The organism is Bifidobacterium sp. M0404 (genome assembly GCF_016101415.1).
Classification (GTDB): Bacteria; Actinomycetota; Actinomycetes; order Actinomycetales; family Bifidobacteriaceae; genus Bombiscardovia; species Bombiscardovia polysaccharolytica.
Genome location: NZ_JACFQP010000001.1, coordinates 273456 through 294587, shown reverse-complemented (window position 1 = coordinate 294587; position 21132 = coordinate 273456). Strand labels below are relative to the sequence as shown.

The window sequence follows — 21132 nt, the reverse complement described above, 5'->3', positions numbered from 1 at the left end:
CGTCATTGATGGCTGATCTCACTGACCATCCTGCCGCAAGCTCCTCCCGAGACTGACCGGAGCCTTAGACAGAATATCCACGGCCAGGTCGATCTGGTCGGCTTGAATGATCAAAGGCGGAGCCAGACGCAGGGCATCAGGGGCCACCGCGTTGACGATCAGCCCATGTTCCAGGGCCCAGGAGGCCAGATTCCCGGCACAGGGAGCTCTCAGCTGGACCGCATCCAGCAGCCCCCGGCCTCTGACCTGGCCATAGAGGGGATTGCCACAGGCGGCGAGGCCAGCGCGCAGCCTCTCCCCCATTTGCCGCGCCTGTTCCAGCAGGCCCTCCCGCTGAATGATCTCCAGGGTAGTCAGCGCCAGGGCCGATCCCAGGGGATTGCCACCGAAGGTGGACCCGTGCATGCCCGGGGTCAGCAGGCTTGATGGCTCAGGGCCGAAGGTCATCATCCCGCCCATGGGGAATCCGCCTGCCACCCCTTTGGCGAAGGTGAGCACGTCTGGGCTGGCTCCTCCGGACAGGCTTTGGTCCTGGAAGGCAAACCAGTGGCCGGTCCTGCCCACGCCTGTCTGCACCTCGTCCAGAATCATTAGGGCCCCATGACGAGTGCAGAGCTCACGCACCTGCCGAACGTAGTCAGGACTCAGCGGTAGCACCCCGGCCTCTCCCTGGATGAGCTCCAGAATGACGGCAGCCACCGGCTCTCCTGATGTCTCCCCCTGTGCAAAGGCCTCCTCTATAGCATCGCCGTCTTCTGCCGGCAGGAAGCCCATACCCGGAACCAGGGGTTGGAAGGGCTCACGGATGGCCGGCTTCCATGTCAGGCTCAAGGAGCCCATGCTGCGGCCGTGGAAACTATGGGTCAGAGCCAGGATCCGGCCAGGGTGACCGCCCATGCGAGCGCCATGCAGCCGGGCAAGCTTGATGGCCGCCTCATTGGCCTCGGTTCCCGAGTTGGCGAAGAAGACGCGGGACCCCTCAGGAGCCTGTGCCAGGTCCAGCAACCGTTCGGCCAGCTCGATCTGAGGCTGGGAGGCGAAGAAGTTGCTGATATGGGCCATCTTTCCGGCCTGCTCAGCCAGGGCCTTGTTCCAGGCAGGATGGGCGTAACCCAGAGCATTGACCGCGATTCCGGCCATCATGTCCAGATATCGGTTACCATCCAGGTCCCAGATCCAGGCACCTTGGCCATGGTCCATGACTCTGCCCGGGCGTCCGAAGACCTGCATGTGGACGCGGTCGTAGCGGTCTGTCCATTGACGGCTCTGCGGCCCTTCGGGAGTCCTCTTGGGCTCAGCAGTTTTGGCAGTGGGCGCATCAGCCTTCGTCATGGCTCCTCCTCATGATCATTTCGCGGCCCGGCACGACCACCGTGCCGATGCCGTTGCGGGTGAATATCTCGTTGAGCATGGAATGCGGTCGCCGTCCGTCGATGACGTGCGCCTCGCCCACCCCGGAGCGTACAGCCTGCAGGCAGGCCTCCATCTTGGGGCGCATCCCCTCATGCATGTCCTCCAACATATCCTCGAGCTGATCCACGCCGATGCTGGAGACCAGGGAGTCGGCCTGGGGCCAGTTGGCATACAGTCCCTCCACATCGGTAAGAATGACCAGTTTCCGGGCACCCAGAGCTACTGCCAGAGCAGATGCGGCTGCGTCGGCATTCACGTTGAGCACCTGGGTGGGATCCTGCTCGTCAGGAGCCACGGAGGAGACGACAGGGATCCGCCCGGCATCGATCAGGTCTTCGACGGCCGAGGCATCCACGCCCACGACCTCGCCCACCAGGCCCAGATCGACCGGCTGACCATCCGCCATGCCGGTACGGCGGGCCGCACTGAACAGACCGGCATCTTCCCCTGACAGACCGACAGCCATGGGACCGTGAGCATTGATGGCGCCGACCAGATCCCTGCCCACCTGTCCGGTCAGCACCATGCGAACCACCTTCATGGTTTCCGGAGTGGTTACCCGCAGGCCGCCACGAAAGACCGAGGGAATCCCCAAGGCCTGGAGCATGTGGGATATTTGCGGGCCGCCACCGTGCACCACCACCGGATGCATGCCCACCTGCCTCAGGAAGACCATATCCTGGGCGAAGCACTGGCGCAGATGGTCGTCCACCATGGCATGGCCGCCGTATTTGACTACGATTCGCTGGCCGGCGAACTCCTCCAGCCAGGGCAGGGCCTCGATGAGCACCTGTGCCTTGCGGGCGTCGTCCAAGGCCTTTTCAGCTTCGGCATCCTGCTCGTCATCCGCCATCCTCTTCCCCTTCCTTATGACCATCTTCCGATTGCTGCGGCTCTTGGCACTGCGTCCGATCAGACTTCCTATCAGGTGTGGTAGTCGGCATTGATGGTCACGTATTCGTGGGTCAGATCATCGGTCCATACCGTGGCTTGGTTGTCGCCCTGGCCAAGGTCGATGTCTATATGGACCTCGGGAACGTGCAGGTCGACCAGCTCTGGGTCCTGGCCGGGACGACCTCCTTGGCAGACCTTGATGCCGTTGAAGCTGACATCAACATGGGCCGGATCATAGGCCGCCGTAGAAACAGGCACAGTGCCCAGGGAAGATACCACTCGACCCCAGTTAGGGTCTTCCCCGGCCACAGCGCATTTGAGCAGCGTGGAGCCGGAGACCGCGCGGGCGCAAGCAAGGGCTGCATCCTCGCTCTCGGCACCGTCCACACGGATGCGGATCCGATGCCTGCTGCCCTCGCCGTCAGCCACGATCCGATGAGCTAGATCCGTGCATGCCTGACCGAGCTTTTCTTGGAACTGCTCGGAGTCAGGCCGTACACCAGAGGCCCCGGAGGCCATCAGCAGGACGGTGTCGTTGGTAGACATACACCCGTCCACGTCGATTCGGTTGAAGCTGAGCCGGCAAGCCTCGGATAGGGCTTGACGTGCCTGTTCCGGCTCCAGAATGGCATCAGTGGTGATTACACAGATCATGGTGGCCAGCTGCGGGGCAATCATCCCGGAACCCTTGACCATGCCCCCCAGCCGCCAGCCAGACCCGTCCACGGCCACTGTCTTGGTGCAGGTGTCGGTGGTCAATATGGCCTTGGCGGCCTCTTCACCAGCCTCCTGACTGGACGACATCCCCTGGGCAGCTTGGTCGATGCCAGTCAATATGGAGTCCAGATGAAGCAGATGGCCGATAATTCCTGTGGAGCAGACAGCAACCCGATTGGTCGGCAGGCCCAGTATCTCTCCTGTCCGCTCCGCCATGGCTCTGGCCTGGTCCAGGCCCTCAGGACCCGTACAGGCGTTGGCATTACCAGAGTTGATGACCACGGCTCCGGCACGGCCTTCTTCAAGGATCCTGCTGGTCCAGATAACCGGAGCGGCCCGGAAACGATTAGGTGTGAAGACCCCCACAGCCGTGTCCATGGGTCCGCTGTTGACGACCAGGGCCAGGTTGCGGCGCTGTGAGCCTCCAGGACGGTGGGCGATGGCGGTGCCGGTCCGGAAGCCTGCAGGGTAGGTGATGCTCATGGTGCCACTCCTATAGTTGTCAGTCCGGTCTCCTCAGGTAGGCCCAAGGCCAGATTTACGGCCTGAAGTGCCTGGCCTGCGGTACCCCGGGTCAGGTTGTCGATGGCTGCAAAAGCGTAGAGGCGATCAGCGCGCTGGTCCACAGATACCTGGACCTGGGCCCGGTTGGAGCCGTAGACATCGGCCGTGGAGGGAAGCCTGCCCTCGGGGAGCAGATCGACAAACTGCTCCCCGGCATAGACCTCTTTCCAGATTCCGCGAACATCAGACACCCCCATGCTCCGTCCACGCGTGCTCAGCTTGGCTGAGACCACTGCCAGAATCCCCCTCGACATGGGGACCAGTATAGGGGTCAGCCCCATGCGGATGGGTTGTTTCCCAAGACCCCCTATGCTCGGGTTCGCAGCTGCGGCCTTACGCAGATTTTGCAGAATCTCAGGGATATGCCGGTGGGTGCCTCCGACCGAGTAGGGATGGGCTGAATTGATGGCCTGGGCTGCCAGCAGATCCATTCTGCCGCCTGAGCGTCCGGCGCCCGAATAGCCGACTGCCAGGTCAGCAACCAGATCATCGGTCTGCACTAGTCCTGCAGCCAAAGCTGGCTGGAAGGCCAGAGTGACTGCCGTGACATTGCAGCCTGGTCCGGCAATCCGCCGAGTCTGTCCAAGCAGCTGACGCTGGCGACCGCCACCCGGATTGAGCAGCTCAGGCATCCCGTAGGTCCATGGGCTTGAGAAAGATCCACCGTAGTAGTCTTGCCAGTCGCCCGGATCCTCCAGCCGGTGATCAGCCCCCAGGTCGACCATCAGCGATTGCGGATCCAGTTGCTCTGCCAGGGGACCCGAAGCCCCGTGAGGCAGTGCCAGTACCACCAGATCATGGCCGGCCAAGATCTTTGGATCGGTATCCTGAATCTGCAGCGAGGCTATCGATTCCGGGAGGTTGGGCGAGAACTCCCCCAGCAGCCGGCCAGCCGAGCCATGACCGGTGACCGTGCAAACCTGAAAGGCTGGATGGGCCGCCAATAGACGGATCATCTCCGAGCCGGCATACCCCGAAGCTCCCGCTACAGCCACCGTGTATTGCCGCATGAGTGCTCCCTTCATCGGGCACCATCATACATACTCATGCAGTAAAACGCATATTTATGCAATTCGGCGTGTCGCTATATCTCTGCTCTAGCTGTGCAACACTTTCAACTATGCGAAGGGGTCATAACCGGAGTCTCTGTTGCGGATATATTCCATTTGCCTGCTGGCCTTTTCCGCAGCCTCGGACCCGCACGCCTCCTCTACAAAGGCCAAGGCCATATCGATGCCGGCCGAGATACCCGAAGATGTACGAAACTTGCCATCGACCACCCAGCGCGCATCCTTGATCCAGTCCACACGCTTCCCTGTGCTGACGACCCAGTCAAAGGCCAAGTCATTTGAGGTCGCACGCCGACCGTCGAGCACACCAGCGGCAGCCAAGAGAGCCGAGCCTGTGCAGACCGTCATTACCTGCGGCGACCTGGCGGCCAAGCTTGCCAGCTGCCCTGTCCATTGGTCGTCCCCAACCAGAGTTCGAGTACCGGACCCGCCGGGTATCAGCAGAACCCCTTGGGAATTGATATCTTCTGGCCCTACAGTTTCGACCCTGACACCGCCCTCACCGACTTTCAAGCCTGGCCCGTCAAGAGAGAAAAGCCGCACTCGGGCGCCATCAGTATTGATGAAAACCTCAAAGGGGCCAAAAACATCCAAGGGTTCAAACCCGTCGAATACGACGATATTAATATCCAAACCCATCTGATTGAACATCCCCCTCGTAGATCTCTATATCCCAAGGCTGACAGCATATGCACAAACATGAATTCCGGCTAATGCAAATGCATAATCGCATCCAGAAGGAGCCAGCGCCTTGAGTTTTCAGGCACTGACGCCACCTGAGCCGGATCCGCCGCCGCCCGTCGAGGGCGATGGCATCATCTGCTGGTAGAAATCATTCAGGGAGATGCCGTTGACCAGCAGCCAGATCCAGGCAAGCGTGAAAAGCAGGTTGATGATCAGGGCAGCCATAGCCAATCCATAGCCCTTCATATGCAGTCGACGGGTCCGATACATGGAAACGCCACCCAGCAGAGCGGGAATCACAGGCATGGGCAAGAAGAGGGCCATAAGGAAGGCGATGATGGCGCAGGGATCCCAGTGGCCGTAGGCCGGATTTTGGGAGGGGTCGTTCAGATCGGGCATGCCCTGGGGAGGCCAGACCGGAGCGCCGGGACGGGTTTGAGGATTCCCAGGATTTCCGCCACGACCGGGACCCGGCTGCCCCGCCATGGGCATAGGCCGGTTGGCGGGGTTGCCTTGTGCCGAATCGGATTCCTTGGCCTTGGGTTCGGGGTCTGGGCGACCGTATATGTACGGATTCCATCCTGGATAACGATCGGCGCGTGCGCCGTACAAGGGCTGGTCGCCTCCATCATGATCCTGGCGGTCAGGTCCACCGGCTGTGCCCTGTTCTTGAGAATCCGTCATGCCCCTCGGCCCCCTTGTGATGCCGGTCAAGCGCGCAGTACGGCGCCCAGACCCGCAGTCTTGTCAACGATGGCCTGACGCAGGGATTCGCTGTCCTCGGACGTCAAGGTGCGGTCCGGGGCGCGGAAGGTGACTGCGAAGGCCAGTGATTTTGCATGCTCACCGATCTGATCGCCAGTGAAAACGTCGAACAGCTCGATGGATTCAAGACTAGACCCAGCCGCTTCTCTGATGGCAGAAGTCAGATCAGCTGCCGAGACCGTGTCCGGCACAGTGAAGGCCAGATCCTGACGGACCGGCGGGAAGGTCGAGACCGGCTTGGCCTGCAGGGGTGTGTAGTCCAGGTGGTCCAGCACCATGTCCAGGCTCAGCTCGAAAGCGGCAGAATGGGCAGGGAAACCCAGAGCCTGATCAACCCGAGGATGCAGCTCGCCCACCATGCCGACGAGCGTGCCGTCATCCAGGACCAGCCTGGCGGTGCGGCCCGGATGCCACTGGTCAGGCACCTGCTCGGCTGAGGGTTGCTCCAGCCGATAATCGGCACCCAGCCTGTCCAAAACCCGGCGAGCCGATTCGACTGCATCGGTCCAGTCCACATCCCTGCTGTCCTTAAGCCAGCCGTCTTCCTGGGCCCGGCCTGTCAGCAAGGCCGCCACATGCAGCCGTTGCTCTGGCAGACCCTGGTCCAGGCGGGCCAAATCCTCGTCGCTGGGCCGTACGCCGCCCGGAAGTGTAGGCACCGCAGGAGCCTTGGGATCGCGACGGAAGACATAACCGATCTCGAAGAGACGCACATCAGTGTTGCCACGTCGCAGGTTGCGCTCCACGGTGTTGGCCAGCGGCAGCAGCAGGCTCTGCCTCAGATAGGGCCTATCAGCGGCCATGGGGTTGGCCAGCTCCACGCTGTTGATATGGACCTCATCAGGATCCATGCCGAAGGCCTTGAAATCATTGTCACCGACAAATGGATAGTCCAGAACCTCGGTCAGCCCATACTCGGCCAGGGTGTCAGCCACCCAACGGCGACACTGCTGGCGATCGGTCAGACCAATTGCTCCGGAAACCTTGGGTGATGGCACGGTGACGGGGATACGGTCGTAGCCCACCAGGCGGGCCACCTCTTCGACCAGATCGCAGCCCTCGCCCAGGTCGGGCCTCCAGGTTGGCGGAGTCACGGACAGCCGGTCCTGAGGATCGCCTTGGACCGTGCAGCCTATGTCGCGCAGAATGGCCACAATGCGCTGGGGTTCCACATCCAGTCCAGTCAGCCTGGCCACCTCGCTGACAGCAAAGTCGATGACTGACATGGGCTTGGTCTGGTTCATATCCAGCGGAGCATCCAGGTCCTGGCCACCGGCAAGGCGATGCAGCAGGTCAGCGGCCATAGCCGCGGCAGCCGGCTGCATCTGCGGATCGACCCCGCGCTCAAAGCGCTTGGAAGCCTCGGATGGCAGCTTGTGACGACGTGCGGTCCGAGCGATGGTCACCTGGTCGAAGTGGGCGGACTCAATCAGAATGTTCCGCGTCTGATCGGTCACCTCTCCATACAGACCGCCCATGACTCCGGCCAGACCCAAGATACGGGATCCCTCTTGCCCCTCGGGCGAGTCGGTAATGAGCAGATCCTCGGTGCTGAGCTCGCGATCCTTGCCATCCAGAGTGGTCAGGTGCTCACCCTGCCTGGCCCTACGGACTACGATGGGCCCGCTGAGCTTGTCCAGATCATAGGCGTGCAGGGGCTGGCCCAGATCCAGCATGACGTAGTTGGTGATGTCTACCGGCAGGCTGATGGAACGCATACCGGCCCGAACCAGTCGACGACGCATCCAGCTGGGAGTCGCCGCCTTGGGGTCGCACCCGGTCAGAGCCCGCAGATAGTAGCGGTCGCAGCCGGGCTGACCGTGAATGGGATTGTCGTCCTCAATATGTACGGCCAGCGGAGCCTGATCCACCTGAGTTGCGGGGGCCGGCACTGTCTTGTTCAGCTCAACCACCGGATCCGTGTACTCGGCACCCGTGGAGTGATGGTATTCTCGGGCAACTCCCCGGTAGGAGAAGGCGTAGCCACGGTCCGGGGTGATGTTGATCTCAAGGACAGGCCTGTTCATATGCAAAAGGGCCATGGCATCGTCCCCGGGTTTGAGCTGCTCGTACTGCTCGGGGGTGAACCCGTAATTGCGCAGCAGGATGATGCCCTGATGGTCCGAACCCAGCCCCAGCTCACGCTCGGAGGCACACATGCCGTCCGAGATGTGGCCGTAGGTCTTGCGCGGTTCGATACGGAAGTCCCCAGGCAGGACGGCCCCTGGCAGGGTCACCACCACCTTCTCGCCCGCAGCCATGTTTGGGGCCCCGCAGACGATGCCCCTAGGCACCTTGTGACCCTGGTCGTCCACAGCGTTGTACTGCTCGCCCACATCCACATGGCACCAGTTGATCGTCTTGCCGTTCTTCTGAGGTTCAGGCTCAGCATCCACCACATAGCCGACCACGATAGGACCGGTCACCGTGGACTCATGAATGTCCTCTTCCTCCAGACCGACCCGAACCAAGTCCTTGGCCAGCTGTTCATAGGTCAGATCCTCAGGGACCTGCACATGCTCCTTGAGCCAGTCGATATCTACCATTGGCATCTGACGGTCACTCCCCCATCTCGAACTGCTGGCTGAACCGCACGTCACCTTCGACCAGGTCGTGCATGTCGTTGATGTCGTGGCGCAGGAGCAGGGTGCGCTCCATGCCCACACCAAAGGCGAAGCCTGAGTAGCGCTGCGGATCCACGCCGGCCGACCTCAGAACATTGGGATTGACCATGCCGCAGCCTCCCCATTCGATCCATCCAGGGCCGCCCTTCTTGTCGGGGAACCAGAGGTCCATCTCGGCGCTGGGCTCGGTGAAGGGGAAGTATGAGGGACGCAGTCTGGTCCGGGCCTCGGGACCGAACATGGCAACGGCGAGCTTGTCCAGGGTGCCCTTGAGGTCGGCCATGGTCAGGTGCTCGTCGACGGCGATGGCCTCGCACTGGTGAAAGACCGGGGTGTGGGTGGCATCCAGTTCGTCGGTGCGGAAGACCCTGCCCGTGCAAGCCACATAGAGCGGCACGCCGCGGGTTATCAGAGAACGGGCCTGGTCGGGCGAAGTATGGGTGCGCATGACCATGTTGGAACCGACGAAACCGGCGGCGTCCCTGGCCTGGCTGCCCTTGACATAGAAGGTATCCTGCATCTGGCGGGCAGGATGGTCAGGGCCGAAGTTAAGGGCATCGAAGTTGTACCACTCGGCTTCCAGCTCGGGGCCCTGGGCGATGCTCCAACCCATGGAGACGAAGAAGTCCTCTACGTCCTCCATGAGCTTGGACAGTGGATGCCGGGCACCCTGCGGATGGCGGTTGACCGGCAGGGTCATATCCACCTGCTCGGCAGCCAGACGGCGGGATTCCTCCTCCTGGCGCAGCTGCCGCTCCTTGAGCCCGTAGGCACGACCGAAGTCAGCCTTGAGCTTGCCAGCTAGGCGGCCGGCGGTCTTCTTCTGATCCGCTGGCAACGTACCGATAATCCGACCGGATCCGGCCAGGGCTGAACCTGTCCCCGCATACCGGGCCTTGATCGCCTTGAGCTCCTCCAGATCAGAGGCCTCGCGAATCCTGCCGATGCCCTCGTTGACCTCGTCGGTCATCGCCGCGGGGTCGAATTCTTCCTGTGCCACCATGGACCTTTCCACTGTTGCCAATGCCGTATCCGGGCCGCAAATCAGCGGAAATCCCGGTCGTTGACGCCTTCACATTCTTTCAATACGACTCGACATGGCCATGGCGTAGAGCAGCACCGCCGCCGAGGTGGCCAGGTTGAGGGATTCAGCCCGCCCATATAGAGGAATGCGGACGATCTGATCCATGGATTGCAACAACTCCTTGGGCAGTCCGCGTGCCTCATTGCCGAAGAGCAGAACCATGGGCTTACCCGCCGAGTCTGGTCTGGTCAAGGCTCCGCTCGCCATCAGATCGGTCAGGGACCGGACGGGCTTATCCGGTGTTCCATAGACATCAGCCGCCACCATGGTCCGACCCTGCCGTCTGCACAGGGCCAGGAAGTCCTCGGTGCCCATGGTCATCAGGGGTATGTGAAAGGCCGATCCAGCCGTGGAGCGAATGACCTTAGGATTGGTGAGTTCCACGCACTGGTCCACCAGGATGACTGCCTTGCAGCCAGCGGCATCGGCAGTGCGGATCACAGTGCCAGCATTGCCCGGGTCACGAATCTGCCAGAAAGCTGCCACCAGGTCGGGCCCCTCTTTCGTCAGGCGCTGGGGATCCTCGAAGTCCATCGATTGTGTCAGAAATCCGTCCGTACGCGCCTGGGCCACGATCCCCTGTGCATTGCCGCTGATGGCACGCATGACCCTGGCGGAGACGAAATGTCCGTAGCAGTCAGGCAGCTCCCGAGCCTGCTCCACGATGGCGCCCACAGTCTCGTTGAGCGGCCGTGGATGACCGCCCCGGGCTCCAGGAGAGGATTCGTCCGACTGAATATAGAGGTCCGTCAGCAGGTCAGAACGCCAGCGGACCGCCTCGCGCACACTCTGCGGCCCCTCTATGAGGAAGCGGCCATGACGCTGCCGTGCCCGCCGATCCTGCAGTTCAGCCAGGCGACGAATTCGTTGGGCATGGGGATTGTCGAGAATGGAATCATCAAAGGGCATGGGCATAACTCTAGCCTCGACAGTCGAAAGCTCTGCGATCGGACCTCAATCAGCCTATATCTGTGGGAAAGTTCACTGAAAGAAAGGCCTGCACCCCTTGTGCTCCCCGGACAAGGGGCTAGGGTAAAAGAACCGGTCGGGTCGACCACGTCCACAGCTGGTATGGCGCAGACCGACCATGGCACATCTGGCTTGGCCAGAATCATTGTGAGGAGACGATATGCCCGTATACACACTTCCCGATCTGCCCTACGACTACTCGGCACTGGAGCCGTACGTGTCCGGCAAGATTATGGAGCTGCACCATGATAAGCACCATCAGGCTTATGTGAACGGGGCCAACAAGGCCCTGGAGCAGATTCATGACGCGGCCGAGTCCGGCAACGTGGCCCAGTCCAACCTGCTGGAGAAGAACCTGGCCTTCAACCTGGCCGGGCACAAGAACCACTCCATCTTCTGGAAGAACATGGCCCCGGCCATCGGCCAGGAGCCCACTGGCGAACTCAAGGCCGCCATCGAGGACCAGTTCGGGTCCTTCCAGGGCTTCCAGACCTACTTCGAGTCCATGTGCGCAGGCATCCAGGGCTCCGGCTGGGCCGTCCTTGCCTGGGATACGCTGGGTGAGCGCCTGGTCACCCTGCAGATGTACGACCACCAGGGCAACCTGCCAGTCACCATCTTCCCGCTGGTCCTGCTGGACCTCTGGGAGCACGCCTACTACCTGGAGTACCTGAACGACCGGGCCAGCTACGTCAAGGCCTGGTGGCACATCGTCAACTGGGAGGACGCCTCCAAGCGGTTCGACGAGGTGCGCAACATCAACACCACTCTGGCCAGGTAAAAGACCGGCGCTTCCAACCACAGGCGGACCCCGGTCCTTTCCCCTCTCTGCGGGAGGTAGAAAGGACCGGGGTCCCTCCATATCTGGAGTCTGCTGCGGAAAACCCTGACAGTCAGTTGCCGAAGAAGGCGATGGAACCGGTCAGCGCAGCCACGGTCAGTGAGATTGCAGGCACAGATAGACATATGAGCAGGAAGCCCACATCACTTGGTCTGACCTGGGAGACCCTGGCATGGGTGCGCGGTGTGCTGCCACCGAAGCCTCGAGCCTCCATGGCTGTAGCCAATGTCGTCGAACGCCTGATCGACAGAACCAGCAGGGCGAAGGCTTGGGGCATAAAGGCCTTAAAGCGGTTTTCATCGCCCAGTCCACGGCTACGGCGCGAGGCGGTCAGAGCCGTCCAATCGTCCTTGAGGACAGTAAAAAGCCGCATACCTGCCAGTCCCCCGTAGACGAAGCGGTCAGGCAGATGGAGCACCTGGCTGAAGGCGTCGGCCAGGTCGGTGGCATCGATGCCCAGAACAGTGATGATGGCGGGGATTCCTATGGCCAGGATTCGCAGTGCAGTAGCCAGGGCCAGGTCCAGCGAGCGCTGGGTGATGTGGATCATCCCCCACTGCCAAAAGGTGGCGCCGCCGCTCTTGCCATAGAGGATGATCGCCAGGGCCGAACCTGGCGCCCCCAGGAAGATGGGCCAGGTGGATCTGACCACGCGCAGGGGCGTGAAGCCTGCAGTACCCAGCAGCAGGAACTCCAGTATCAGGGCCGTCGTGGCCGAGACCGGGTCCAGGCTGATCAACAGGGGCAGAGCCGCCAGAAAGGCCCCGATCAGACGGAAGGCCGGATTGATGGATGCTATGTATGGCGACCTGCTGGCCGGCTTGATCGGCTCGTCCCGCTGATCCATGGGCGTGACGGTCAGTCTGGCAGCAACAGTCTCCTGATGAGCCTGCAAATCTGACCCGGCTACAGGCCAGACGGCCTTCTGGAATCCCGGAGGCGTCATTTCCACCAGGCGGGCATCCAGGGCCTGGACAAGTTCCCGGTCGTGGGTGACCAGGATGATGCAGGCTCCTTGGTCGCGAAGGTCTGCAATCAGCTGGGCCATGCTGACCCAGGTGTTCCTGTCCTGGCCGAAGGTGGGCTCGTCAAGGATCAGCACCTGGGGTGCAGCGGCCAGAGCTGAGGCCACGGTGAGCCGCCGCTTCTCGCCGCCAGAGAGCGTGTAAGGGTTGGCACGCGCGTACTGCCTCAACCTGAAGCGCCCCAACAATCCCAGGGCGCGGGCCTGGGCCTGGTCCTCGGTCATGCCGGTGCGGATGGGGGCCAGTTTGACCTCATCCAGTACCGTGCCCCGGGCGAACTGATGCTCAGGATTCTGAAAAACGTAGGCGATGCGCGCGGCCAGCTGGGATGAGGTCCACCGGATGGGCTCGGGCTCCGCAGGCTTATGCCCCTGGGGTCCTCGGAGCAGGCGATCCTGGGCAAGGACCGAACCGGCAACCGGCTCCAGCAGACCAGCCAGGGTCATGGCCAGAGTGGACTTGCCAGCCCCATTGGCCCCGACCAAGGCGGTGACCTGACCAGCCCTGAATTCCAGATTGATGTGCTCGGCCACTGCCTTACCCTGGCGGCCCACCGCCAGATCCTGAGCAACCAGCAGGACGGGATGATCATCCTGGCCGAAGCCGGATTGCCTTGAACTGGCCTGGACCCGTCCAAGCTCGGGGAGCGAATCCCTGGCGCTCCTATAGGCTTCTGGAACCCAGACACCCAGGGATGCCAGGTCCAACCCGGAATCAGTGAAGACCTCCCGGGGGCTGCCGTCGGCCATGATCACAGTCTTGCGATAGGCCGCAGCACCCGAACCGCCGGCGCCATCTTCAACCTCGCCCAGCCCAAGCACGATGACCCGGTCGATCATGTCCATCCAAGGCCCTGCCCGGTGCTCGACCAAAACCATGGTGGAGCCTTGCCGGTCCAGGACCTTTCTCACGGCATCGACTATCTGCTCAACGCCGACCGGGTCCAGGTTGGCCGTAGGCTCGTCCAATAAGAGCAACCCAGGCTGCATGGCCAGGGCGCCCGCCAAGGCCAGACGCTGCATCTGTCCTCCGCTCAGATGCATGGTGGACCGGGTAAGCTGCAGGTCAGCCAAACCCACCTCGGCCATGGCCTTTCGCACCCGTGGCCAAATCTCCTCGCGGGACAGCCCCATGTTCTCCGGCCCGAAGGCCACATTGTCGCCTAGCCGCTGAAAGATGGCCTGAGCATCCGGATCCTGCAGGACCAAACCCACTCGCCCCCGGCTGGATACGGCGGGATTGCCGTCAATCAGGACCTGGCCCTGAGTCACTCCGCCCTCATCGTCCTCAACCTGGTCCTGACCACTCTGCGGGGCATAATCGCCCAGCAATCCGGCCACACCCTCAAGGATGGTCGATTTGCCAATGCCGGAGGCTCCCAGCAGAAGCACCCGCTGACCTGCAGGAATGCTCAGGGACAAATCCCTGACGGCGAAGTGGTTCCTGTAGGCATGCCGATAACCCCAGCCACGCAGTTCCAAGGCTGCGGGTCGATAGGGATTGTCTTGGATGCTCTGATCCACGCCCGAGCCTCTACTTCCCGGCCATACGAATATCACGGCCGGAGGCGAAGCGGTCCAGAGCCCCGGTGGCGGCAATGGCCTTGTAGAGGTACCAAACCAGTACTCCGGCGATCAGAGCGCCCGAAATCAGGGTGGCTATCAGATAGATCACACCATAGGGGCCGGTGAGGTTGATGGCCTGCAAGTGCGTGCAGAAGGAGTACAGCCAGCAGCCGAAACCAGCGGCAGCACCCGACAGTGCCACCGTGGACATGTTCCAACGCCGGTAACGCAGCAGCATAAAGACCAGTTCGGCCATGAAGCCCTGAAGCAGGCCGATCAGTATGGTCTCCACAGGCACCCAAAGGCTGCCCAGCAGCGACTCCAGGATGGCGGCGACCAGCTCGGCATAGACGGCAGCACCCGGTTTGCGCACGATGACCGATGCCAGGGGCCCGGCGAACAGGTAGAGGCCGTTGAGAATGCCGCCCAGACCGGGCACAACCCCGTCCAGGAAGGACCAGGGAATGGTGGTTACCATGGCGACCACCCAGTAGATGACGGCGGAGGCCACCCCGATGACCGAGGCTACGGCGATATCCACCACCCTCCACCGTTTGGAGGGGATTCTGACCTGGGATGGAGTTCCTTCAGACTCCGGCTCTGATCCAGAAGCAGTGTTGTTTATGAAATGACCATCGGTCATGATCTTGTGCCTTTCCTCGGGGCGCTCCCTATGAGCGCCATCCCGTTCAGGCACGGGTCCAGTGACATCCGTGCGCCGGCATTACCCGGTAAACGTTCGTCCGGTTGAGGCTGAGCCTCCTCTCAGCCGCACGCCCTCAGGCATACGGCCCCCGTGTCACCTATTACCTTAGAACACGCCGTGGTCAAAAAAGTCAGTTCTGACCCTCGCCTAGGGAATCCAACAAAAGGGCCTCGGTGATGATGTTGTCGACCAGCCCCTGCAGGGAGATGGACTCATTTGGGCTGTGGGCGTTGGACTGGGGATCCTCGGGGCCGGTCACCAGGACCTGGGCCTCAGGGAAGAGCCGCTTGAGCTCGGGGATGAAGGGGATCGATCCGCCCTCGCCCTTGTTGACCGGGTCGCGTCCAAAGGCCTGCCGCATAGCCTCCTCGGCCTGCCGGACCACCGGGCTGTCGGCATCCATGGCCCACCCCATGCCCATATTGCTGGGCGTGACCTCCACCTTGGCCCCTTGAGGTGCATGGGCGATCAAGAAATCGGCCAGGGCCTGCGCGGCCTGCTCAGGCCGCTGGGTGGGCGCAGTACGCAGGGAAATGCGGAAGCGGGTCTTATCGGCCAGTACGTTGAAGGAGCCCTCCACCGGGTGGGTGTCGAAGCCAATCACCGCCGCTGCCGGCTTGGTCCAGAGACGGGATGCCAGGGAGTCGGTTCCGGCCAGCCGGTAGGAGTCCACGACACCGGCATCTGAACGCAGCTGGGCCTGGTCCAGGTCACGCTGCAGGCCGCCGATAGGCTGGCCGCTCTCCAGGCCGGGCACCGCAAGCTGACCCTGGTCGTCATACATGGAGGCGATCAGCATGGCAGCCAAAGTGTTGGCATCCAAAATAGGCCCGCCGAACTGGCCGGAGTGGACCGGATGCTCCAGGGCTGTGACCGTGACATCCAGGTCCGCATTCCCTCGCAGAGAGGTGGTCAGGCTTGGGGTGTCCGCCGACCAGTTGCCCGAGTCAGCCACGATGATCAGATCCGAGGCGAAGTCGTCCCGATGAGCCTGAAGGAAGGGGATGAAGCTTCGCGAGCCCATCTCCTCCTCCCCCTCAATAAAGACCTTGACGTTGACGCGCAGGTCCTTGCCCAAGGCATGCAAGGCACCCGAGTGGATGGCAATACCGCCTCCGTCGTCGGCCGACCCACGTCCGTAGAGCCGTCCCTCCTTCTCCACACCGGTAAAGGGATCAGTGGACCACTGGGAGGGATCGGGCACCGGCTGCACATCGTGATGAGCATAGAGCAGGACAGTCGGAGCATTGGGATTCACTTGACGGGATCCGATGACCTCGAAGGCACCCGGAGTCCCGTCAGGATTGGTGGACTGGACCACATGGGCGTCCACACCCACCTGCCGCAGCTGTCCGGCCACATAGTCGGCTGAGCGCCGCATGTGATCCCCGGTGATTCCCTTGGCTGAAACCGAGGCCAGGGCGATCTTGTCCTTGAGCAGATCGACGACCCGGCTCTCATCGTCCTGAACACGTGTGCGGATCGTTTCCAGGCCCAGCTTTGCCATCGCTACCTCCTGTAATTGCTTGTGAATCAATGCTTGCGAGTCTAGGCGTCACCGTAACCTGTTCGCATGACATGGAACCCCTTCTCACGCAAGGATCGACGGGACAAAGAGGCTGAGGCGGACCAGGCCGCCGCAGCTGCAGAGGTACGAGGCAAGGGACGCCCCACACCCAAGCGCAAGCAGGCCGAGGCAAGGAACCTGCGTCCGCTGGTCCCCAAGGACCGTAAGGCCTCACGTAAGGCCGCCAAGGCCCGGATCCGAGCCCGTGAGGATGCCCAGTATGAGGCCATGAGGACCGGCGACATCGACCACATGCCCAAGTCGGAGCGTCTGCCCTGGAGAATCTACATCCGCGACTATGTGGACGCCCGCTTCAATCTGCTGGAATGGATCTTCCCGGCCATCATCCTCATGTTCGTGGCCACCCTGATGGGCATGTTCGTAGGTCCGAAATATTATGCCACATTCACCATGGTGGTGACCATTCTTCTATACGGCTACCTGATCGTGGCCCTGGTCGATACCTGGCTGATGTGGCGCAAACTCAAGCGCCTGTTGATCGACAAATTCGGCGAGCGCTCGGTGGCCAAGGGCTCACGCTCGGCCTCCTATGCCTGGCAGCGGGCCATGATGGTCCGGCGGTGGAGGGTCCCCAAGCCCAACCAGAGCAAGCGTGGGCACTGGCCCAAGTGACAGCCGGTTGCCCTGACTCACTGATCCATCAATTAGCCGCGTCGCTCGGTTCCACTTGAGGTTCCGGGCGTTCTTCGTATTCACTCCACATTCTGCTAATGGTCTTCATTCTCCCAGCCTGTACGGCTAGCATGGATTGCTATGCAGCAATCGATCAACCAACCCGGTACAGAGTCTCTCGACCCCTGGGATGCCAACAGCCGCCAGTACGACACCATCATCATCGGATCCGGCCCGGGCGGCTATGCCACGGCCCTTCGCACAGCAGAGCTGGGCGGACGGGTGGCCCTGGTCGAACAGGACCCTGTGGTTGGCGGCGTCTGCCTGAACCGAGGATGCATCCCCACCAAGGCCCTGCTGACCGCCACACAGGTTCTCGAACAGGCCGACCTTGGGGCCGCCATGGGCATCAATGTCGAGTCGGCCAATATCGACTACCAGAAGCTCCAGGATTATCAGGACCGAATGGTAGACGCCATGACCGGCGGCCTGTCGAGCCTGCTGAAGCAACGTGACATCACAGTGGTACACGGCCACGGCACCATCGTCGGCGACGGCCTGGTGGAGGTAACCGACGATGACGGCGATCGAACCCGTCTGACCACCTGCGACACCATCCTGGCCACCGGTTCTCATGCCAGGGCCCTGGAAGAACTCCCCTTCGATGATCTGGTCATTGACACTGACCGGGCCCTGACCCTCAAACCTTTCCCCCGACGCGCCTTGATTATTGGATCAGGGGCTGTAGCCCTGGAATTCGCCACCATTTGGAATCAAGCCGGTTGTCAGGTGACCCTGATGGTCAGACGGGACCGGGTGCTCTCCCACTGGGGTCGCCGGACCGGGCAGATCATGACCCGGGAGCTGGAGCGTCAGGGAATTCAGATCATCACCCATGCCCGCTGTTCGGGCGGGCACCGTCTACCCGCTGATGGAGGCATTCAGGTCGACTACCAGCCAACGGATGACAAGGGCCAGGCGGGAGCAATCGAAACTGATCTGGTCTTGGTGGCCATCGGCAGGGATCCCAATACTGACCCCGAGCACATGAAGGAGCTGGGCATTGACCTGGACGAACATGGCCAGGTCCTGACCGACTCTCAGGGGCGCACCAGCCGTGATCGGGTCTGGGCCCTGGGGGACATCACCCCGGGTCACCATCTGGCCCACAGGGCCTTCCAACAGGGCATCACCCTGGCTGATGCCGCCTCCGGTCTGGACCCCGAGCCGGTCAACGAGGCCACCATTCCCCGCGTGGTCTTCTCCTCCCCCCAGGCCGCAGCTGTGGGCTTCAGCCGTCAGGAAGCCGAGGACGATCCATCGCTGAACCAGGTCAGGGAGACCATCTACCCTATGATGTCCAACTCGCGCATGCGCATGAGCGGCATGCAGGGCACCCTCAGCCTGATCACCGCCTGCCAAGCCACCGACATGGAGAAGCAGATAGTGGTCGGTCTGGAGATGGTATCTCCCCAAGCCTCCGAGAATATTGCCGAGGCTCAGCAGCTGGTGGGCAACCAGATTCCCCTGCACCGGGCAGCCGGGCTCATCCACCCCCATCCCACCTTCTCGGAAGCCATTGGAGAGGCCCTGCTCAAGGCTGACGGCAGACCCCTGAATATGCGTTAGGCATGCGGTAGACTGGTCAACCAGTGAACGTTTCCGAGTGAGGATGGCATGGCTACAGAGGACACCAAGGGCAAAAAAGCAAAAAAGAAGAACAGCACGATCAGTCAGATCGTCAAGATATATCAATTCACTTACGCAGAGGACAAGGCCCTTCCCTGGCTGCTGGCCGCGGCCATTCTGGTGCCCACACTGATAGCAGTGGTGATCTGCCTGCTGGCCCACTTCGGCTGGTTGTCCTGGATTCTGACCGTGCTTCTAGGCATTATGGTCGGCCTGCTCCTGGCCACCATGACCCTGACCAGGCGCTCCGACAGGGTCGGCTACGCCAAGATGGAGGGCCGTCCAGGCGCTGCCGCCGCCGTGCTGAGCAGCATCTCCAAGGCAGGCTTCTCCTTCCCCCAGGAACCCGTCTGGATCGATGCCAAGACCAAGGACGCCGTCTGGAGGGGCACCGGCCGCACCGGGGTCTACCTGATAGCCGAGGGCGACTACAACCGTGTCAACAAGGCCATGAACCGCGAAGAGGAGAAGATCCGCCGCATCACCCGCGGATCGGCCATCCCCATCTACCGCATCAGCGTGGGCCACGGCCCTGACCAGGTCCCGCTCAACAAGCTCCAGCGCACCGTGATCAAGAAGAAGATCAAGCTGACACCCACTGAGCTGGAGACCCTCAACGACCGGCTGGTCACCCTGCAAAAGCGGCAGAGCGCCTTGGGGATGCCCAAGGGCATCGATCCGACCAAGATACACGTCAGCCGAAAGGCCATGCGCGGACGCTGATGTTTTTGAAGGTCCCGGTCTCTCCCCAAGGGAGGCGCCGGGACCTTCGCATGAAACACCCCCGTAACCTCAGCGGCGCATTACCGAAAAAAGCGGTCCCCTAGACTGGGTGACCGTTACGGTTTTCCAGGAAAGGAGCAGTTCAGTGAGAGAACTGAAATCAAAGGCCGATTGCGAAGCTGTGATCAACCAGGAGGGCGTGGAATACGTCTCAGTCAGGTTCACGGATCTGATCGGCGTCCAGCAGCACTTCACCGTACCTGCCAGCGAATTTCTCAAGGACGCCTTCACGGACGGCATGGCCTTCGACGGCTCCTCCGTACAGGGATTCCAAGCCATCAATGAGTCCGACATGAAGCTGATTCCGGACCCTGAAACCGCCTATCTGGATCCCTTCCGCCGTCATCGCACTATGAATGTGGCTTTCTCCATCGTGGACCCGGTGACCGACGAGCCCTACTCGCGTGATCCCCGGCAGATCGCTTCCAAGGCCGAGGCCTACCTGCGCTCCACGGGAATCGCCGACACGGCCTCCTTCGCTCCTGAGGCTGAGTTCTTCATCTTCGACAAGGTCCGTTTCGAGAACAGCATGCAGCGCTCTTTCTATGAGGTCGACTCGATCGAGGCCCCATGGAATTCAGGCGTGGATGTCGAGGAGGATGGCTCCGACAACATCGGCTTCAAGAATCGTGTCAAGAGGGGCTACTTCCCCGTACCACCCATCGACCACTACCAAGATCTGCGCGACGACATGGTTGCCAACCTGCAGAAGGTGGGCCTGGTTCTGGAGCGTTCCCATCACGAGGTGGGCGGCGCCGGCCAGCAGGAGATCAACTACCGTTTCAACACCCTGCTGCACGCTGGCGACGATCTGATGAAGTATAAGTACGTGGTCCACGAGACCGCTGCCCTGGCCGGCAAGGCGGCCACCTTCATGCCCAAGCCCATCGCTGGGGACAATGGGACCGGCATGCACTGCCACCAGTCCCTCTGGAAGGATGGCAAGCCCCTCTTCTATGACGAGAATGGCTACGGCGGACTCTCCGACATCGCCCGCTGGTATGTCGGCGGCCTGATTGAGCATGCCTCGTCCGTCCTGGCCTTTACCAACCCCTCCACCAACTCCTACAAGCGGCTGGTGCCCGGCTATGAGGCCCCGGTCAACCTGGTCTACTCGGCCCGGAACCGATCGGCAGCCATCCGCATCCCCCTGGCCGGCACTTCACCGGCTGCCAAGAGGATCGAGTTCCGCGCCCCCGACCCCTCCTGCAACCCCTTCCTGGCCTTCTCGGCCCAGCTGATGGCAGGACTGGACGGCATCCTCAACCACACCGAGCCACCGGCCCCCATCGACAAGGACCTCTATGAGCTGCCTCCAGAAGAGCATGCCCAGATCAAGCAGGTACCCGGCTCCCTGGAGGAGGCTCTGAACGCTCTGGAGGAGGATCACGACTTCCTGAGCGAAGGCGATGTCTTCACCGACGACCTGATTCAGACCTGGCTGGACTTGAAGCGCGGCGAGCTGGACCAGACCCGTCTGGCCCCCACCCCCCTGGAGTATGAGCTCTACTTCCACATCTGAGTTCGCATAACGACTGA

The 21132-nt window shown here is 61.9% G+C and carries 16 protein-coding genes, 3 pseudogenes and 1 riboswitch; of the genes and pseudogenes, 5 read left to right on the top strand and 14 right to left on the bottom strand.

Annotated elements, in window-relative coordinates; genetic code table 11:
* Positions 1-18 precede the first annotated feature (18 nt).
* The 9 genes from H3T93_RS01215 to H3T93_RS01175 all read right to left on the bottom strand — a co-directional run bounded on the left by H3T93_RS01215 (position 19) and on the right by H3T93_RS01175 (position 10724).
* Positions 19-1332, bottom strand: a complete 1314-nt coding sequence (locus H3T93_RS01215) for an acetylornithine transaminase (protein ID WP_144177314.1) — start codon at positions 1330-1332, stop codon at positions 19-21.
* Positions 1319-2266 (bottom strand): acetylglutamate kinase, encoded by a 948-nt coding sequence (gene argB, locus H3T93_RS01210; RefSeq protein WP_144177315.1) that lies wholly within the window; start codon positions 2264-2266, stop codon positions 1319-1321. Before argB ends, H3T93_RS01215 begins: the two co-directional genes overlap by 14 nt.
* Positions 2267-2337: 71 nt before the next feature.
* Entirely contained in the window at positions 2338-3507 is a 1170-nt protein-coding gene (gene argJ, locus H3T93_RS01205; RefSeq protein ID WP_144177316.1) for a bifunctional glutamate N-acetyltransferase/amino-acid acetyltransferase ArgJ, read from the bottom strand.
* Positions 3504-4598 (bottom strand): N-acetyl-gamma-glutamyl-phosphate reductase, encoded by a 1095-nt coding sequence (gene argC / locus H3T93_RS01200; protein WP_144177607.1) that lies wholly within the window; start codon positions 4596-4598, stop codon positions 3504-3506. The genes argJ and argC overlap by 4 nt, the downstream gene beginning before the upstream one ends.
* 108 nt (positions 4599-4706) lie before the next feature.
* Positions 4707-5297 carry a DJ-1/PfpI family protein gene (locus H3T93_RS01195; protein ID WP_198214727.1) on the bottom strand — a complete coding sequence of 197 codons (591 nt, stop codon included), beginning with the start codon at positions 5295-5297 and terminating at the stop codon, positions 4707-4709.
* A gap of 120 nt (positions 5298-5417) precedes the next feature.
* On the bottom strand, positions 5418-6026 hold the full coding sequence (locus H3T93_RS01190) for a DUF4190 domain-containing protein (protein ID WP_144177317.1): 609 nt from the start codon (positions 6024-6026) through the stop codon (positions 5418-5420).
* A 26-nt stretch (positions 6027-6052) separates the two neighbouring features.
* A complete protein-coding gene (gene pheT, locus H3T93_RS01185; RefSeq protein ID WP_144177318.1) occupies positions 6053-8659 on the bottom strand; it encodes a phenylalanine--tRNA ligase subunit beta in 2607 nt (868 codons plus the stop codon).
* A 7-nt stretch (positions 8660-8666) separates the two neighbouring features.
* Positions 8667-9734: a phenylalanine--tRNA ligase subunit alpha gene (gene pheS, locus H3T93_RS01180; protein WP_110413115.1), complete on the bottom strand. Its 1068-nt coding sequence runs from the start codon at positions 9732-9734 to the stop codon at positions 8667-8669.
* 69 nt (positions 9735-9803) lie between these two features.
* The gene (locus H3T93_RS01175; RefSeq protein WP_144177319.1) at positions 9804-10724 is read right to left on the bottom strand and encodes a TrmH family RNA methyltransferase; all 921 of its coding nucleotides are present in this window, start codon (positions 10722-10724) and stop codon (positions 9804-9806) included.
* Between the two features lie 220 nt (positions 10725-10944).
* Here H3T93_RS01175 and H3T93_RS01170 point away from each other — a divergent pair, with 220 nt between their 5' ends.
* Complete coding sequence (locus tag H3T93_RS01170) at positions 10945-11565, top strand: superoxide dismutase (protein ID WP_015022073.1); 621 nt, start codon at positions 10945-10947, stop codon at positions 11563-11565.
* 112 nt (positions 11566-11677) lie between these two features.
* Here H3T93_RS01170 and H3T93_RS09290 read toward each other — a convergent pair.
* The 5 genes and pseudogenes from H3T93_RS09290 to H3T93_RS01155 all read right to left on the bottom strand — a co-directional run.
* A pseudogene (locus H3T93_RS09290) lies at positions 11678-12406 on the bottom strand (energy-coupling factor transporter transmembrane component T family protein); the annotation flags it as partial.
* A 309-nt stretch (positions 12407-12715) separates the two neighbouring features.
* A pseudogene (locus H3T93_RS09285) lies at positions 12716-13399 on the bottom strand (energy-coupling factor ABC transporter ATP-binding protein); the annotation flags it as partial.
* A gap of 213 nt (positions 13400-13612) precedes the next feature.
* Positions 13613-14173 (bottom strand): annotated as a pseudogene (locus H3T93_RS09280) (energy-coupling factor ABC transporter ATP-binding protein); the annotation flags it as partial.
* Positions 14174-14183: 10 nt separating this feature from the next.
* Positions 14184-14858, bottom strand: a complete 675-nt coding sequence (locus H3T93_RS01160) for an ECF transporter S component (RefSeq protein WP_082097765.1) — start codon at positions 14856-14858, stop codon at positions 14184-14186.
* A gap of 49 nt (positions 14859-14907) precedes the next feature.
* A riboswitch (TPP riboswitch) is annotated at positions 14908-15023 on the bottom strand.
* Positions 15024-15051: 28 nt separating this feature from the next.
* Entirely contained in the window at positions 15052-16428 is a 1377-nt protein-coding gene (locus H3T93_RS01155) for a dipeptidase (RefSeq protein WP_144177322.1), read from the bottom strand.
* Positions 16429-16494: 66 nt separating this feature from the next.
* On the opposite strand from H3T93_RS01155, the gene H3T93_RS01150 reads away from it, so the two are divergent.
* From H3T93_RS01150 to glnA, 4 genes are all read left to right on the top strand, one after another.
* On the top strand, positions 16495-17121 hold the full coding sequence (locus H3T93_RS01150; RefSeq protein ID WP_144177325.1) for a DUF3043 domain-containing protein: 627 nt from the start codon (positions 16495-16497) through the stop codon (positions 17119-17121).
* Between the two features lie 141 nt (positions 17122-17262).
* Positions 17263-18750, top strand: a complete 1488-nt coding sequence (locus H3T93_RS01145; protein ID WP_144177327.1) for a dihydrolipoyl dehydrogenase family protein — start codon at positions 17263-17265, stop codon at positions 18748-18750.
* 48 nt (positions 18751-18798) lie between these two features.
* Positions 18799-19533, top strand: a complete 735-nt coding sequence (locus H3T93_RS01140; RefSeq protein WP_046323087.1) for a DUF4191 domain-containing protein — start codon at positions 18799-18801, stop codon at positions 19531-19533.
* Positions 19534-19678: 145 nt separating this feature from the next.
* Positions 19679-21115: a type I glutamate--ammonia ligase gene (gene glnA / locus H3T93_RS01135; protein ID WP_046323088.1), complete on the top strand. Its 1437-nt coding sequence runs from the start codon at positions 19679-19681 to the stop codon at positions 21113-21115.
* Positions 21116-21132: the final 17 nt, after the last annotated feature.

Bases quoted from the DNA above. Each gene is read 5' to 3' on its own strand.
- H3T93_RS01215 (WP_144177314.1), bottom strand. From the start codon at position 1,332: ATGACGAAGGCTGATGCGCCCACTGCCAAAACTGCTGAGCCCAAGAGG.
- argB (WP_144177315.1), bottom strand. From the start codon at position 2,266: ATGGCGGATGACGAGCAGGATGCCGAAGCTGAAAAGGCCTTGGACGAC.
- argJ (WP_144177316.1), bottom strand. From the start codon at position 3,507: ATGAGCATCACCTACCCTGCAGGCTTCCGGACCGGCACCGCCATCGCC.
- argC (WP_144177607.1), bottom strand. From the start codon at position 4,598: ATGCGGCAATACACGGTGGCTGTAGCGGGAGCTTCGGGGTATGCCGGC.
- H3T93_RS01195 (WP_198214727.1), bottom strand. From the start codon at position 5,297: ATGGGTTTGGATATTAATATCGTCGTATTCGACGGGTTTGAACCCTTG.
- H3T93_RS01190 (WP_144177317.1), bottom strand. From the start codon at position 6,026: ATGACGGATTCTCAAGAACAGGGCACAGCCGGTGGACCTGACCGCCAG.
- pheT (WP_144177318.1), bottom strand. From the start codon at position 8,659: ATGCCAATGGTAGATATCGACTGGCTCAAGGAGCATGTGCAGGTCCCT.
- pheS (WP_110413115.1), bottom strand. From the start codon at position 9,734: ATGGTGGCACAGGAAGAATTCGACCCCGCGGCGATGACCGACGAGGTC.
- H3T93_RS01175 (WP_144177319.1), bottom strand. From the start codon at position 10,724: ATGCCCTTTGATGATTCCATTCTCGACAATCCCCATGCCCAACGAATT.
- H3T93_RS01170 (WP_015022073.1), top strand. From the start codon at position 10,945: ATGCCCGTATACACACTTCCCGATCTGCCCTACGACTACTCGGCACTG.
- H3T93_RS01160 (WP_082097765.1), bottom strand. From the start codon at position 14,858: ATGACCGATGGTCATTTCATAAACAACACTGCTTCTGGATCAGAGCCG.
- H3T93_RS01155 (WP_144177322.1), bottom strand. From the start codon at position 16,428: ATGGCAAAGCTGGGCCTGGAAACGATCCGCACACGTGTTCAGGACGAT.
- H3T93_RS01150 (WP_144177325.1), top strand. From the start codon at position 16,495: ATGACATGGAACCCCTTCTCACGCAAGGATCGACGGGACAAAGAGGCT.
- H3T93_RS01145 (WP_144177327.1), top strand. From the start codon at position 17,263: ATGCAGCAATCGATCAACCAACCCGGTACAGAGTCTCTCGACCCCTGG.
- H3T93_RS01140 (WP_046323087.1), top strand. From the start codon at position 18,799: ATGGCTACAGAGGACACCAAGGGCAAAAAAGCAAAAAAGAAGAACAGC.